Below are 15,133 nucleotides of genomic sequence, written 5' to 3'. Positions count from 1 at the left end.
AAAGGGGCCCAGGGGTTCTTTTAGCTTTACCTGTTTTCGGGTTTCCGATTTTTCAGGCGGATTTTCCGCCCTTTTCGCAGGTTTTCCGGACGCCGGATTCCCTGCGTTCAGCCGGCCTTCCCCGGCATCCATTTTCCCTTTGGAGTTCGCCGCCACTTCACAGCAAAATGCGGCTCAGTACTAATTTCAGCATACCGTGCCCGGCTCCCCGGTGCGCGACACACGATAGATGAACAAAGAATTAATTGTAAATGTAAACCCGACCGAAATATCCATCGCCATGTGCGAGGATAAGGTGCTCGTCGAGCTCAACAAGGAGCAGTGCCAGACGGGATTCGCCGTAGGGGATATCTACCTCGGGAAGGTTCGTAAGATCATGCCGGGCCTGAACGCGGCGTTCGTCAACATAGGGCACGAAAAAGATGCCTTTATCCACTACCTCGACCTGGGGCCGCAGTTTCCTTCGTTGCAGAAACTCGTCGCCTCGCAGCAGCCCGGAAAACGGGGCCTGAGGGTCGAGAGCATGAAGCTCGAAGCCGCCGTCGAGAAGACGGGGAAGATCGGCGAATACCTCCAGGTTGGGCAGCAGATCATGGTTCAGGTGGCCAAAGAGGCCATCTCGACCAAGGGACCGCGCCTGACGGCCGACATTTCGCTGGCCGGCCGCAATGTCGTGCTGGTTCCCTTCACCTCGAAGGTTTTCCTTTCGCAGAAAATCCGCTCGACGGACGAGAAGAAGCGCCTGAAACGTATCGCTGCGGCGGTGCTGCCCAAGAATTTCGGCGTCATTATCCGTACGGCGGCTATGGAGGCCAAGGACGAGGATATCGAACACGACATTCAGACCCAGATCGACCGTTGGCGCAAAACCTGCGCGGCGATCAAGAAAAGCGCGGCCCCGGCGCAGTTGATGAGCGAAATGAACCGTGCCAATACGATCATCCGCGACTCGCTGAACGGTTCTTTCTCACAGATTGCCGTCGACGACGAGGCGATGTACGAGGAGATTCGCAGTTACATCCGCCAGATCGACCCCGAGAAGGAGAAGATCGTCAAGTTGTACAGGGGCAACGTGCCCATTTTCGATAATTTCGATATTTCGAAGCAGATCAAGTCGCTGTTCGCCAAGTATGTGTCGCTCAAGCGCGGCGCCTACCTGATCATCGAACACACGGAGGCCATGAACGTCATCGACGTGAACTCGGGCAACCGTACCAAGGCCGAGGACAACCAGGAGCAGACTGCCATGGATGTGAACCTCGCCGCGGCGAAGGAGATCGCCCGCCAGTTGCGCCTGCGCGATTTGGGCGGTATCGTCATCATCGACTTCATCGACCTGCACAAGGCGCAGAACAAGCAGGCGCTGTTCGACGAAATGGTGAAGCTGATGGCCGACGACAAGGCCAAGCACACGGTGCTGCCGCTCACGAAGTTCGGCCTGATGCAGATTACCCGCCAGCGGGTGCGTCCCGTGGCCGTCGAGAGTGTTTCGGACGTTTGCCCGACGTGTAACGGTACGGGTAAGATCGAACCTACGGTGCTGCTGGATAAGAAGATCGAGAACCAGATTTCGTTCCTTACGCAGGATCGCGGACATAAGTTTATCAAACTGGTCGTCAGTCCTTATGTGGCGGCGTTCCTCCGAAAGGGTTTCTGGTCGCTGCGCCGCCGTTGGGAGTGGAAATACAAGGTGCGTCTGCAGATCAGCGAGGATCAGAGTGTCGGCATCGTAGAGGTGCATTACCACGATAAGAAGGATAACGACCTGATTCAGAAATAAGCTATGGCAACAGCCCGTGAGCAACTGGCGCAGTTCGCTGCCGGGTCGAAAGCCCTCGGCAAACTGTGCCGCGAATACAAAAACAGGAGTGCTACCGTCCACCTCGAAGAGTTGGTCGGCGGTGCTCTTTCGTTTTATGCCGCGGCTGCCGTAGCGGAATCCGGGGGCGTGCACGTTTTCGTTGCCGAGGACCGCGATGCCGCAGCCTATTTGCTCAACGATTTCTATAACCTGCTGGATGAGAAGCAGGTTTACTTTTTTCCGTCCTCCTATAAACGTTCGGCGGCTTACGGAGCCGAGGACGCGCAGGGCGTCGTGCAGCGTACGGCGACGATGCAGGCCGTGCGTGGGTTTTCCGGGAAGGGCTACCTGGTGGTCTGCACCTGTCCGGAGGCGCTGGCCGAACGGGTCGCCGACGCCGAAGCCCTGCGGCGGGAGACGATCGCCGTAAAGATCGGCGATAAAATCTCGATCGAAGTGCTCGAACAGGCGCTCGTCGATGCGGCTTTCACGCGCGTCGATTTCGTCTACGAGCCCGGTCAGTACTCGGTGCGCGGCGGTATCGTCGATGTCTTTTCCTTCTCGGAGAGCAAGCCCTACCGACTCGATTTCTTCGGCGACGAGGTCGACTCGATCCGCCGGTTCAACATTTCGAGCCAGCTTTCGTCGGATAAACTCGACCGGGTCGAGATCATTCCCGACCTGAACGCCGGAATTCCCGCTTCGGCGAAGGTCTCCTTCGCCCGGTTTGCGGGGGCGGATGCTTCCTATTGGTTTTACGATGCCGATTTCGTCCTGCGCAGGGTCAACGATATCCGCCGCAAGACGCTCTCGGACATGGAGCATCCCGAGGAGATCGACTCGCTGCTCACGAGCCGCAACTCGTTGTTGACCGACCTGTCCGAAAGTCGGATTTTCACCCTGCGCGACAACCTTCCGGAGCGGCCTGCGGAGGTGAATGTAAAGTTCTCGACAGCGCCCCAGCCGAAATTTAACAAGAATTTCGAGATGCTGGCCGACGATATGATCCGCAATGCGCTGCGCGGCTACGATACCTATATACTTTCGGAGAACAAGGCGCAGGTCGAGCGTCTCGAAAATATCTTCCACCAGATCGGTCGCGGGCAGGCCGTCGTGCGGTCGCTGTCGACGACCCTGCACGAGGGATTCGTGGATAACGACCTGAAACTGTGCCTTTACACCGACCACCAGATTTTCGACCGTTACCAGCGTTACCGCATCAACGGCGAAATCCGGCGCGACGAGCAGATGACCGTCGCCGAACTCAACCAGTTGCGTCCGGGCGACTACGTGGTCCACATCGACCACGGCGTGGGCCGCTTCGACGGACTGGTGAAGATCGCCGCGGGCGACGGCCGGATGCAGGAGGCGATCAAACTGGTTTACAAGGACGGCGACGTGCTGTTTGTCAACGTCCACTCGCTTCACCGCATTTCGCGCTACAAATCGGGCGACGGCGAACCGCCGAAGGTCTATAAACTGGGCAACGGGGCCTGGCAGAAACTCAAGAATGCAACCAAGAAGGCCGTTAAGGATATTTCGCGCGAGCTGATCGCCCTCTATGCCAAGCGCAAAGCCTCGAAAGGGTTCGCTTTCTCGCACGACAGCTATTTGCAGCACGAACTGGAGGCTTCGTTCCGCTGGGAGGATACCCCCGACCAGCAGTCTGCCACGGCGGCCGTCAAGAAGGACATGGAGTCGGACCAGCCGATGGACCGGCTGGTGTGCGGCGACGTGGGCTTCGGAAAAACCGAGGTGGCGATCCGTGCGGCGTTCAAGGCCGCCGTCGACGGCAAGCAGGTCGCCGTGCTGGTTCCGACGACGATCCTCGCGTTGCAGCATTACCGCTCTTTTACCGAGCGCCTGCGCGATTTCCCGGTACGGGTAGAGTATATCAACCGGACGAAATCGGCCAAAGAGGTCAACCGTATCCGCGAGGAGCTGGCTTCGGGCCGGATCGACATCCTGATCGGCACGCACAAGATGCTGGGCAAGCAGATCGTTTTCCGCGACCTGGGGTTGCTTATCATCGACGAAGAGCAGAAGTTCGGCGTTGCGGCCAAGGAGAAACTCACGCAGATGAGCGTCTCGGTCGATACGCTGACGCTGACCGCCACGCCGATCCCGCGTACGCTGCAATTCTCGCTGATGGGTTCCCGTGATTTATCCGTCATATCTACGCCGCCGCCCAACCGTCAGCCGATCCTCACCGAGTCGCACGCCTTCTCGGAGGAGATTATCCGCGACGCCATCGAGGCGGAACTCGCGCGGGGCGGACAGGTCTATTTCGTCCATAACCGTGTCGAAGACCTCGTGACGTTGCAGGGGCTGATCACGCGCCTCTGTCCGAAGGCCCGTGTGGCCGTGGGGCACGGCAAGATGCCCGCCGAGCAGTTGGAAAAACTCATCATGGACTTCATCTACGGGGAGTTCGATGTGCTGGTGTCGACGACCATCGTCGAGAACGGCATCGACATCCCCAATGCCAATACGATCATTGTCGACAATGCGCAGAATTTCGGTCTGAGCGATCTGCACCAGTTGCGCGGCCGCGTGGGGCGTTCGAACCAGAAAGCTTACTGCTACCTGCTCTCGCCGCCCGAGGAGATGCTGTCGTCCGATGCGCGGAGGCGACTGCGGGCCATCGAGGAGTTCTCCGACCTGGGTTCCGGTTTCAACATCGCCATGCAGGATCTGGACATCCGCGGCGCAGGCAACCTGCTGGGGGCCGAGCAGAGCGGATTCATCGCCGACATCGGGTTCGAGACCTACCAGAAGATCATGAACGAGGCCGTCGCCGAACTGCGTGCCGAGGGCCTGCATGTTCCGGGTCTGAGCGACGATGAACAGGAGGTCGTGGAGCAGATGCGTTTCATCGACGACGCGCATATCGACATCGAGGTCGAGGCGGCGCTGCCGGACGCCTATGTGGCCCAGCAGGCCGAGCGTCTGAAACTCTACCGCGAACTCGATTCCACGAAAGACGAGGAGGCTTTGCAGGCCTTTGAGAGCCGTCTTGCAGACCGTTTCGGTCCCTTGCCGCGTGCCGCGAAGGAACTGTTGAACGTCGTGCGCCTCAGGTGGGAGGCTATCCGCCTGGGCATGGAGCGCGTGAAGGTCAAAAACGGCCTGATGATCGTGCATTTCGTGGGTGAGGAAAATTCGCCGTTTTACAAGAGCGAGGCCTTTATGACGTTGTTGCAGCGGGTTACGAAACACCCTGACAGATTTGTGCTGAAACAGCACAATAATAGTTTGGCGATGACCGTTAGGAATGTCAAAGACGTGGAAGACGCATATAAAACGCTGCAGCAACTTTGAATCTGATCGTAGACATAGGCAATACCCTTGTCAAACTGGCCGTTTCCGACGGCGGGAAGATTGTTGCCCAGCGCTGCGTGGAGCGGTTGCATCCGTCGATGCTCGACGAATTGCTGGAGGGCCGCAGGGCCGCGAAAGCCGTTGTCGCCTCGACGCGCGGCGAAGCGGACGACGTGACGGAGATGGTCCGTTCGCGCGCCGATTACGTGCTGGAATTCACCTCGCAGACCCCCGTGCCGATCGGCAATGCCTACCTTACGCCCGAAACGCTGGGGCGTGACCGGCTGGCCGCCGCCGTGGGCGCTACGGTGCTCTATCCGGGGCGTAACGTGCTGATCGTCGATTTCGGTACGGCGGTCACGATCGATCTGGTAACGGCCGACAATACCTTCCGCGGCGGGTGCATCTCGCCGGGGATGAAAACCCGTTTCCGGGCCTTGCACGACTATACGGCCAAGCTGCCGTTGTGCGGGCCGACCGAAAGCGACGAATTGCAGGGACTCACCACCGAAGAGGCCATCCGCCTGGGGGTAATGAACTCGCTGGCCTTCGAAATCGAGGGCTATATGGCCCGCATGGAGGCGAAAATCGACGATTTGTGTGTTATTTTTACCGGAGGAGACGCGAAATACTTTGTGAAAAGAATTAAAAATACGATATTTGCAAATTGTAATCTGGTCTTTTGCGGATTGGATCGAATTTTAGAGTACAATGCAAGTGAAGAACACCTTAATTAAGCTGGTTGTCGCGGCTGCAGCGATGTTTCCTTTTGCCGTTTCGGCCCAGACAAGCAGTATTAACGCATTCTCGCCCTATACGATGTACGGCATCGGCGAACAGAACACCCCCGGTACGCTGCAGATGCGCTCGATGGGCGGCGTGGGTGTAGCTATGCGTTCGGTGAGCACGATCAACCTGCTCAACCCTGCGGCTTACAGCGCCGCTCCGCAAAAGAGTTTCCTCTTCAACTTCGGATTGGAGGGGCAGAACTACTACAATGCGCAGACGGTCGAAGGCGTCGGGAAACGAACGGCTTACAATACGTTCAACTTCCACGACATCGCGTTCCAGATGCCCGTGGCAAAGCGGCTGGGACTCGGTTTCAGTCTCACGCCTTACAGTTCGGTGGGTTACCGGACCAAGTATTACCACCCGTTCGACCCCAACGACCCGGTTTACTCCGAGGTGGGTAACATTCAGTACAACTACCAGGGCGAGGGCGACGTAACGGAGGTCAAGGTCGGCCTGGGCTGGGAGCCGTTCAAGAATTTCTCGGTGGGTATCGCCGCGCAGTACTACTGGGGCGACATCGACCGTACGTTCGTGATGACCCCGACTGCAATTACCGGCGAAGGAACCTTCACCTCGACGGTGGGACAGGACAATTACAGTATTTCGAGCATCAAGGGGCAACTCGGCGTGCAGTGGAATGCGATTTGGAATCAAAAGCGCATCCTGACCGTCGGTGCGACGTATGATTTCGGCGGCGACCTGAATCCGGAGGTGACCAAAAGCCTCTACATCGGGGACCTCTACAATACGATCGTCAAGGGCGATACGACGCACCTGAAACTGGTACTTCCTACGCAGTTGGCTGTGGGTGTCTTCTACCAGACGGGCCGGTGGGCCCTCGGTGTGGATTACGCCTACCAGAACTGGGGCGGCCGCAACTCGGGCTACGAGATGACGGGAACCAGCGGCAGCGGGGAGAACACGACGGCTTACAAAGTGGCGTATACCAATACGAGTACGATCAAGATGGGCGTGGAATACACCCCGAACCGTTACGATGCGCGCCACTTCCTGAAGCGCTGGTCCTACCGTGCGGGTTTCCGCTACGGGACCTATAACCAGACCTTCAACGGCGATAAGCTTGCGCAGTATGCCGTGACGGCGGGTATCGGTATTCCCGTGAGGCGCGGAGCCTTTTCGGCGATCGATATCGGTATCGAATACGGACGCCGCGGCTATAACGTCGCCGAACGTGTGGGACTGGTCCGGCAGCAGTATTTCAAATTTGCGGTCGGCTTTACGCTCTTTGCAGGGCAGTTGGAGAACGGCGAATATTGGTTCATGCGCTCCAAGTTCGATTGATGAGACAGGCAAAACACTTAAGATAGACAACACAAAAATTGATCTGACCGATGAAAAACGTTAAATTCCTGCTTTCTGCTGCGTGTGCGCTTTTTGCAGTCGCGGCGATGGCACAGCAAGATTTCAGTGATCCGAAGTACGCGGTCTGGGGTGATACTCCTCAGGAGCGGGAGCAGAATATCCTGAACAGCAATTTCCTCAAGGAGTCGCTCGACAACAAGGATTACAATGCCGCCGCACATTACCTCAAAGAGCTGCTCGACAAGTGCCCGAAGGCCTCGCAGAACACTTTCGTGCGCGGTATCACGCTTTACAAGAACAAGATCGCCCGCGCCAAGAGCATCGACGAGAAGAACATGTACACCGACTCGCTGATGATCGTTTACGATCTTCGCAACCAGTATTTCGGCGATCATGAAAAGTACGGCACGCCGTATATCCTCGACCGCAAGGCCCGCGAGTACCTGATGTATAAGCCCAGCGACCGTAAAGGCATCCGTGAGGCGTTCCGCGCGGCTATCGAAGCCGGTGGCGACAACACCGATCCCGAGACTGTCGTGGCTTATTTCTCGAATCTTTGCGACGACTACAAAAATACCGACGAGGTGATGCCCGACGAGATCATCGCCGAGTACGATCGCCTGACGCCGTTCTTCGAGAAAAATCCCGCTGCCGCCGAGTATAAGAGCCAGTTCGACGCTGCATTCGGATTGAGCGGCGCCGCAAGCTGCGAGAACCTGGAGAAACTTTTCCGCGGCAAGCTGGCTGCTGCTCCTGACGACGAGGCGCTGCTTTCGCAGGCCGTGGCCCTGATGTCGCGTGCCAAGTGCGACGGTGATTTCTACTTTTCGCTCGCTGAGAAATACTACCAGGTGAAACCGTCGTCGGAGACGGCGATGTTCCTGGCCCAGGCTTTCCAGAACAAGAAGGACTATGTGAAGGCCAAGACTTACCTGAACGAAGCGCTGGCCGTCGAGACGGACCCCGCCGAGCGTCAGAAACTGCTCGTGCGCATCGCACTGGTCGGCCTTGTGTCCAATGACCTCCCGGGTTCTGCCAATGCTGCACGCCAGGCCCGCGACCTCAATCCCGAGGACGGTGTTCCTTACTTCATCCTGGCGCAGTGCTACGCATCGTCGGCCGGTTCGTGCAGCGGTTTTGCCGGTCTGGCTACCTACTGGGCCGCATACGATACGATGGCCAAAGCCGTCGAGCTGCTGCCGAGCGATTCGGAGTATATGGAGCATGCCAAGAGCGCTCTCGGCAAGTTCCGTTCGGCTTTCCCCAGCTCGGAGGACTGCTTCTTCAACGAGCTGCAGGAGGGTGCGCGTTACACGGTGACCTGTGGACTCGCTGCCGGTATCTCGACTACCGTTCGTCCCCGCTAAATCGCTTCCGATAGGGTTTTTCGATGGGAAAACGCATGATAAGAATGATCAGGGTAGCACTCTCCATGACGGGGAGTGCTATCTTGCTATTCTCATGTGCGGGCAAGGATGCGGGCCATACGTCGGGCTCCGACGAGGCCCTGATGACCGAATACAGCGAGGACCTTTCGGTCGTGATGTCGCAGAACGGCCGCCGGTCTTACCATTTCGTGACGCCGTTGCTCGAAGGATATTCACTGGGCCGCGAGCCTTACCGTGAGTTCCGCAAGGGGGTGAAAATCACCACCTACCAAAACGACTCGCTGACGACTGTCGACGCTGTGCTGACAGCCAACTACGCCATTTACTACGAGAATCGCGAATTGTGGGAGGCCAAAGGCAACGTTGTCGTCGAAAAATCCGACGGTAAGACCCTTTACACCCAGCAACTGTTCTGGAATGCGCGGACCAAGAAAATCTATTCGAACGTCGATTCGAAGATCGTGCAGAACAACGGCCGCGATGTCTTCATCGGCGAAGGTTTCGAATCGGACGAAGAGTTCAAGGACTGGCGCTTCCGCCGCATGAAGGGCCGCATGGAAGTCGAGATGAAGCAGAACGCCGATTCCACGGCTTCCGATTCCACGGCCGTGCGTCCGCCGGCCGAATCCCGCCCTGCGGATGTAAAACCTGAGCCCGCGAAGGCTCCTTCGGTATCGCCTGAGACCGTTCCTGCCCGGGATGTTCCTGACGGGATGGCCGAAAAGCGGGCTGAAAGGGCGGATGCTCCGGCTCCGGTCAAGTCGTTGCGAAAGATGGACGACTTCCAGGCGGAGGCCCGTCCGGCTTCGCACGATGTGAAGGCTTCCGCCGAACCGCAGTCCGGAAAATCCAAAAACTGAACGCGATGCTTACTACCGTCATCCTGATCGTCGTAATGCTGCTGTTGTCGGCCTTTTTTTCGGGGATGGAGATTGCCTTCACGAGCAAGAACCGCCTCAAGTTGGAGATCGACCGCAAGCAAAACCGCATGTTCGACCAGATCGCCGAGGTTTTCGCCCGCCATCCGGGGCAGTATATCACCACGATCCTCGTCGGCAACAACATCGCACTGGTCGTCTACTCGTTGTCGATGTCGATGCTCCTGCGCGGAATCTACGCTTCGCTGGGGTGGGAACAACTCGCCCGGAGTGGTTCGGTCGCCGTGGATACCGCCATCTCGACCATCATCATCATTTTCTGCGCCGAGTTCCTGCCCAAGTCGATCTTCAAAAACAACCCCAATTTCTACTACCGTGCACTGGCGCCGGTAATCTACTTTTTCTACATCGTCCTCTACCCGGTAGCGCGTTTCACGACGCTGCTTTCCCACGGCATCCTGCGCCTTCTGGGCCGTCGTGTCGAGGAGAAGAACATCACGCCGAGTTTCGACCGCGAGGACCTTGCGGCGCTGCTCGACTCGAACAATTCGGAGCAGCATTCCGAGCCGGACAACGAGCTGAAACTTTTTCAGAATGCGCTGGATTTCGCCGACCTGCGCGTGCGGGACTGCATGGTTCCGCGTGTGGATGTCGAGGCCGTGGACATTGACGACACCTCGATCGAGCAACTCACGGCGCGCTTCGTCGATTCGAAGTATTCGCGCATCTTCGTCTGGCGTAAGTCGATCGACAACATCGTCGGTTACGTCAATTCGAAAAGTCTCTTTACACGGCCCCGGCAGATCGCCGACGTGATGATGGAGGTCAATTTCGTCCCCGAGACCATGCCTCTGCAACTGATGCTGGAGAATTTCATCAAGCACCGCTCGAATATCGCGGTCGTGATCGACGAGTTCGGCGGTACGGCGGGCGTCATCTCCCTCGAAGACGTGCTGGAGCAGATTTTCGGCGAAATCGAGGACGAGCACGACATCCCGGACCTCACCGAAAAGCAGGTCGGCCCCGACGAGTATGTTCTCTCGTGCCGCCTGGAGGTGAAATACCTGAACGAGAAGTACAGCTTGGGTATCGAAGAGAGCAAGGAATACGATACGCTCGCCGGCTTCATCATCTATAATTACGAAGGTATTCCCACCGCCGGGGAGACGGTTTTCATCGGCGGCCTGCAACTGCGGATTCTTCGCACGACGCGTTCGCGCATCGAACTGGCGCGGGTGAAAAAATTGTAGCGGCAGCCGCTTTCCGCCGCGTTGCCGGGCTTCTTCGGCGAGTCCCCGCCTGAACGGCGGTTTGGGGCGGCTCGGGCTTGTAATCGCGGCTGCACGTCGTACGTATATTTTTACTTTTATTCTGTTCGTTTTACAATTAATTTTACTACCTTTGGCTGATAATTCGAAACAATACGAATAATTAACAATTTATATGGCAAGTTTAAACACTTTACGAACCAAGTTCGGCATCGTGCTTTCTATCATTATCGCACTGGCCCTCTTGGCATTCATCCTCTCTCTGAAGACCGAAATGGGTTTCTCGGGTAACGACCCGCGTGTCGGTGTGATCGACGGCGAGAAGATCAACTATTCGGAGTACTACGAGCAGTACGAGCAGATCAAGTCGCAGAACAACGTGCAGGAGAGCGACGAACAGCAGTCGGCTATGCTGGCCAATGCCGCGTGGCAGTCGCTGATCGCCAAGCATGTGCTTACGCCCGGTTTCGATGCGATGGGTCTCCGCGTTACGGAGCCCGAGCGCCTGGCGATGGTCAGCGGTCAGCAACCTTCGCAGGCTTTCTACAACGCTTTTGCCGATCCGCGTACGGGTGAGTACAACGTGGCTGCCATCAGCCAGTTCCTCGCGCAGGCCGAGACCAACCGGGAGGCTGCCAGTGCATGGGCGCAGCTCAACGAGCAGGCCCGTCTGGAGCGTGAGGTGCAGAAATACTTCGGCTTGGTGAAGGGTGGTGTTTACGTCAATTCGCTGGAGGTTGCCCGCGGTGTCGACGCTGCCAACAAGACTTTTTCGGGCAAATGGGCCGGCAAGAAGTTCTCGGCTGTTCCCGACTCGCTGGTCAACGTTTCGTCGAGCGACGTGAAGGCTTATTACAACAGCCATAAGAACCAGTTCAAGCAGACCCCGTCGCGTACGATTTCATACGTTGTATTCGAGGTAGCTCCTACGGAAGACGATATGCTGGCGCTCGAGAAGAACGTCATGGAGGTAGGCCGGGAGTTTGCCGCCGCCGAGGAGGTGAAAACCTTCGTTCGCGGTAATCGCAACGGCAAGATCGCCGAAGGTTATGTTACGGCGGCCCAGCTTTCCGACGAGGAGGCCAAGGCGCTGATGAACGGTGAGATGTACGGTCCCGTGCTGAAGAACAACGAATGGACGATGGCCCGCGTACTCGATACGAAGATGGTTCCCGACTCGGTAGGCGTGCGCCACATCGTGTTGCCCTATACGCAGGAAGCGCTTGCCGACAGCCTGCTGACGGTGCTGAAAAACGGTGCTGATTTCGCACAGACTGCTGCCCGGTATTCGGTTTACGATGCGACGGCTGCCAATGGCGGTGAAGTGGGCGTGCTGCCTTTCTCGGCCTTCTCGGGCGAGTTTGCCGCAGCCCTTGCCAATGCCAAGCAGGGCGATATCGTGAAGATTGCTTCCGGCGACGCTATTCAGCTGATGCAGGTATACCGCGCCGACAAGCCTTCGAAGCATGTGCAGGTGGCTACGATCACCTATCCCGTGGAGGCTTCGGCCGCTACGCGCCGCGACGTGCACAACCAGGCCGGTTCCTTCATGGTCAACGCCAAAGGTGCACCCAGCGCGTTTGCGGATGCCGCTTCGACGGCTGCCGTGACTCCCCGCATCGCTTCGATCGCCCAGAGCGACCGTACGATCCGCGGTCTGGAGGATTCGCGTGAGGTAGCCCGCTGGGCGCATGGCGCGAAGAAAGGCGACCTTTCGGCGATTTTCAATGTAGGCAAGGACTACGTGATCGCTACGCTGACTGAGATCGACGACAACGAATATGCTCCGGTAGATAAGGTTGCGGCCCAGATCCGTGCGCAGTTGCTCCGTGACAAAAAATACGACTATATCGTCAAGAACCTTTCGGGTTCGACCCTCGCCGAGCAGGCCGCAAGCCTCGGTTCGGAGGTGGAAGACTTTTCGGATGTGACCTTCGGATCGTTCTACGTGAACGGCGTAGGCATGGAGCCCCGTTTGGTCGGCGCTATCGCATCGGCTGAGAAGGGTGCGCTGTCTGCTCCCGTGAAGGGCCTTTCGGGTGTCTATGTCTTCGAAGTCGAGGATATCACGGCCGATGACAAGCAGACCGCCGAAGGCGAGAAGGTTCGTGCTCAGGCTATGGCTGAGGGCGTAGCCCAGCAGTTCGCTATTCCGGCGATCCAGCAGATGGCAAAAATTCAGGACCTGCGCGGCAAGTACTTTTAATTTGGAGTGATTGCGGTGTACCTGCCGCATACCCGATGGAATACTCATCTTAAATAAGGTTGTAACTTTTTAAGTTACAACCTTATTTGTGTATAGAAGGTGATGATTTGGGAAACGTTGGCCGTAAGAGCGTTAGATCGAACTCTCGGAGGCATCGCTGGCAAATGTCGGATGATTTCTTCCGTTCCGGCGTTCTTTTTGCTATCTTTGGTGTCGTGACAACGCTTTTTGGTCGGAGGATTTTGCCGGGCCGCATGCAATCCGGCCTTGTATCTGTCCGGCTTTTTCGTATCTTTGTCGAAGGTATATTTCGGCTTGGACGGATGAAACTCCGGTAAATCCGGTTTGCGTCCGGCATGCACACTGCTTTGTATCACTTAAACATATTCGCCATGAATAACTTCATCTATCACAATCCTACCAAACTGGTTTTTGGCAAGGGCCAGATTGCCCGTCTGCCGAAACTTATTCCCGCCGGAAAGCGCATCATGCTGACTTTCGGCGGCGGCAGCGTCAAGCGCAACGGTGTCTACGACCAGGTCGTTGCCGCGCTCGAAGGCCGAGACTTCGTCGAGTTCTGGGGTATCGAGGCGAATCCTTCCGTCGAGACCCTGCGCGAAGCCATTGCACTGGGTAAGGAACAGAAGGTCGATTTCCTGCTGGCGATCGGCGGCGGATCGGTTATCGACGGTACGAAACTCATCGCTGCGGGACTTCTCTACGACGGCGATGCGTGGGATATCGTGCTCAAGGGGCAGGCCGAAAAGACCGTGCCGCTGGCTACGGTCCTCACCATGGCGGCTACGGGCTCCGAGATGAATTCCGGAGCAGTTATTTCACGCTACGAAACCAAGGAAAAATACGCTTTCTACGGCGATTACCCGGTCTTTTCGATTCTAGATCCCGAGACGCTCTATTCGCTGCCGAAGCGTCAGGTAGCCTGCGGACTTGCAGATACTTTCGTGCACGTGCTGGAGCAGTATATGACTACGCCCGATCAGTCGCGCCTGATGGACCGCTGGGCCGAAGGCATCCTGCATACAGTGGTCGAGATCACTCCCAAGGCGCTGGCCGACGAGCGCGATTACGACGTAATGTCGGAATACATGCTTTCGGCGACGTTGGCCTTGAACGACATGATCCGCATGGGAGTGACGCAGGATTGGGCGACGCATATGATCGGCCACGAACTGACGGCGCTGCACGGGCTTACACACGGCGCGACGCTGGCTATCGTTATCAACGGGACCCTGCGGGTGCTGCGTGAGCAGAAACGCGGCAAACTGCTGCAATACGGCGAACGCATCTGGGGCATCACCGAGGGATCGGACGAGGAGCGCATCGACCGCACGATTGCGGCCAACGAAGCGTTCTTCCGTTCGCTGGGCCTCTCGACGCGCCTTTCGGAAGAGGGGATCGGCGAGCAGACGATTGCCGAGGTCGAACGCCGCTTCAATGCTGCGGGCGACAAGTTCGGCGAGGCGCAGAATGTCGACGGAGCCATGGCCCGCCGGATTCTGGAAGCCTGCCTCTGATCGGAGCCATTCAACGAAAAAGCCCGCGTCCTGTATAACAGGACGCGGGCTTTTTCGTAATTGTGTTTTATTCGTCGACACCGAATGTCGAGACGTTCAGACTGCCGAGCGCATCAACCGTAATGCCGTATTCGCCTGCCTGTACATCTTTGAGGATGATGAGGTAGGAACTGCCCCCGAAGCGGCGCGATGTGAAGGGCTGCCGCTCCAGCGTGTTGCTCTGTTGGTCGCCGAAGGTTCCGACCGACGCGTATTCGGCGATCCGCATTTTCTTTTTGACCTTGAACCGGAAGACGCTGATTACCGACATCGGGTCGATCTGGTTGTCCGGAACGCGGATGATAAATGCGATGCCGTCGTCTTTTTTGAACCGGACAAAGGCCCGGGGACCCTTCAGGGTCATTTCGTCGATATGGTCCTTTCCGATGCCGAATAATTTTTGGCCGGTGGATGAACGGTGGCGGGGTGTCAGGCTCTCCTGGACGAGTTGTTCGGTCTTGTCGCCGGGGCGGATGGCCAGGGCCTGACCGACAAATTCGGGCTCGGGAAATTCCGGAGCCTGTGCAAAAACGACGGTCGCGGCGCAGCAGGCGGCAAACAGCAATAAAAACTTTTTCATAG

General features: G+C 57.4%; 10 protein-coding genes. 9 read left to right on the top strand and 1 reads right to left on the bottom strand.

What is annotated here, in order from left to right:
- Window positions 1-229: 229 nt before the first annotated feature.
- The 9 genes from KG007_RS02900 to KG007_RS02860 all read left to right on the top strand — a co-directional run bounded on the left by KG007_RS02900 (window position 230) and on the right by KG007_RS02860 (window position 14,512).
- Window positions 230-1,780, top strand: coding sequence for an Rne/Rng family ribonuclease (locus tag KG007_RS02900; RefSeq protein WP_195458512.1), 1,551 nt, complete (start codon window positions 230-232; stop codon window positions 1,778-1,780).
- A 3-nt stretch (window positions 1,781-1,783) separates the two neighbouring features.
- A complete protein-coding gene (gene mfd / locus KG007_RS02895; protein ID WP_213347288.1) occupies window positions 1,784-5,122 on the top strand; it encodes a transcription-repair coupling factor in 3,339 nt (1,112 codons plus the stop codon).
- Window positions 5,119-5,859, top strand: a complete 741-nt coding sequence (locus tag KG007_RS02890) for a type III pantothenate kinase (protein WP_213347287.1) — start codon at window positions 5,119-5,121, stop codon at window positions 5,857-5,859. The genes mfd and KG007_RS02890 overlap by 4 nt, the downstream gene beginning before the upstream one ends.
- The gene (locus KG007_RS02885) at window positions 5,834-7,216 is read left to right on the top strand and encodes an OmpP1/FadL family transporter (RefSeq protein WP_229095330.1); all 1,383 of its coding nucleotides are present in this window, start codon (window positions 5,834-5,836) and stop codon (window positions 7,214-7,216) included. Before KG007_RS02890 ends, KG007_RS02885 begins: the two co-directional genes overlap by 26 nt.
- A gap of 50 nt (window positions 7,217-7,266) precedes the next feature.
- Window positions 7,267-8,604 (top strand): tetratricopeptide repeat protein, encoded by a 1,338-nt coding sequence (locus KG007_RS02880; RefSeq protein WP_195458509.1) that lies wholly within the window; start codon window positions 7,267-7,269, stop codon window positions 8,602-8,604.
- A gap of 44 nt (window positions 8,605-8,648) precedes the next feature.
- Window positions 8,649-9,485 (top strand): LPS export ABC transporter periplasmic protein LptC, encoded by an 837-nt coding sequence (gene lptC, locus KG007_RS02875; protein WP_317194909.1) that lies wholly within the window; start codon window positions 8,649-8,651, stop codon window positions 9,483-9,485.
- Between the two features lie 5 nt (window positions 9,486-9,490).
- Window positions 9,491-10,753, top strand: a complete 1,263-nt coding sequence (locus KG007_RS02870) for a hemolysin family protein (RefSeq protein WP_195458507.1) — start codon at window positions 9,491-9,493, stop codon at window positions 10,751-10,753.
- A 193-nt stretch (window positions 10,754-10,946) separates the two neighbouring features.
- Window positions 10,947-12,977, top strand: coding sequence for a peptidylprolyl isomerase (locus KG007_RS02865; protein WP_213347285.1), 2,031 nt, complete (start codon window positions 10,947-10,949; stop codon window positions 12,975-12,977).
- 392 nt (window positions 12,978-13,369) lie between these two features.
- Window positions 13,370-14,512 carry an iron-containing alcohol dehydrogenase gene (locus tag KG007_RS02860; protein ID WP_213347284.1) on the top strand — a complete coding sequence of 381 codons (1,143 nt, stop codon included), beginning with the start codon at window positions 13,370-13,372 and terminating at the stop codon, window positions 14,510-14,512.
- A gap of 67 nt (window positions 14,513-14,579) precedes the next feature.
- On the opposite strand, the gene KG007_RS02855 is transcribed toward KG007_RS02860, so the two are convergent.
- Window positions 14,580-15,131 (bottom strand): hypothetical protein, encoded by a 552-nt coding sequence (locus KG007_RS02855; RefSeq protein ID WP_213347283.1) that lies wholly within the window; start codon window positions 15,129-15,131, stop codon window positions 14,580-14,582.
- Window positions 15,132-15,133 lie beyond the last annotated feature (2 nt).

Origin of the sequence: Alistipes montrealensis, from assembly GCF_018362775.1 — a bacterium.
In the GTDB taxonomy this organism is placed as follows: domain Bacteria; phylum Bacteroidota; class Bacteroidia; order Bacteroidales; family Rikenellaceae; genus Alistipes; species Alistipes montrealensis.
The sequence above is the reverse complement of the archived record's forward strand: the minus strand, read 5'-3'. Positions and strand labels throughout refer to the sequence as shown.

Excerpts from the sequence above, each read along its gene's own strand:
- mfd (WP_213347288.1), top strand. The coding sequence starts at position 1,784 with ATGGCAACAGCCCGTGAGCAACTGGCGCAGTTCGCTGCCGGGTCGAAA.
- KG007_RS02855 (WP_213347283.1), bottom strand. The coding sequence starts at position 15,131 with ATGAAAAAGTTTTTATTGCTGTTTGCCGCCTGCTGCGCCGCGACCGTC.
- KG007_RS02870 (WP_195458507.1), top strand. The coding sequence starts at position 9,491 with ATGCTTACTACCGTCATCCTGATCGTCGTAATGCTGCTGTTGTCGGCC.
- KG007_RS02880 (WP_195458509.1), top strand. The coding sequence starts at position 7,267 with ATGAAAAACGTTAAATTCCTGCTTTCTGCTGCGTGTGCGCTTTTTGCA.
- KG007_RS02865 (WP_213347285.1), top strand. The coding sequence starts at position 10,947 with ATGGCAAGTTTAAACACTTTACGAACCAAGTTCGGCATCGTGCTTTCT.
- lptC (WP_317194909.1), top strand. The coding sequence starts at position 8,649 with ATGATCAGGGTAGCACTCTCCATGACGGGGAGTGCTATCTTGCTATTC.
- KG007_RS02885 (WP_229095330.1), top strand. The coding sequence starts at position 5,834 with ATGCAAGTGAAGAACACCTTAATTAAGCTGGTTGTCGCGGCTGCAGCG.
- KG007_RS02860 (WP_213347284.1), top strand. The coding sequence starts at position 13,370 with ATGAATAACTTCATCTATCACAATCCTACCAAACTGGTTTTTGGCAAG.
- KG007_RS02900 (WP_195458512.1), top strand. The coding sequence starts at position 230 with ATGAACAAAGAATTAATTGTAAATGTAAACCCGACCGAAATATCCATC.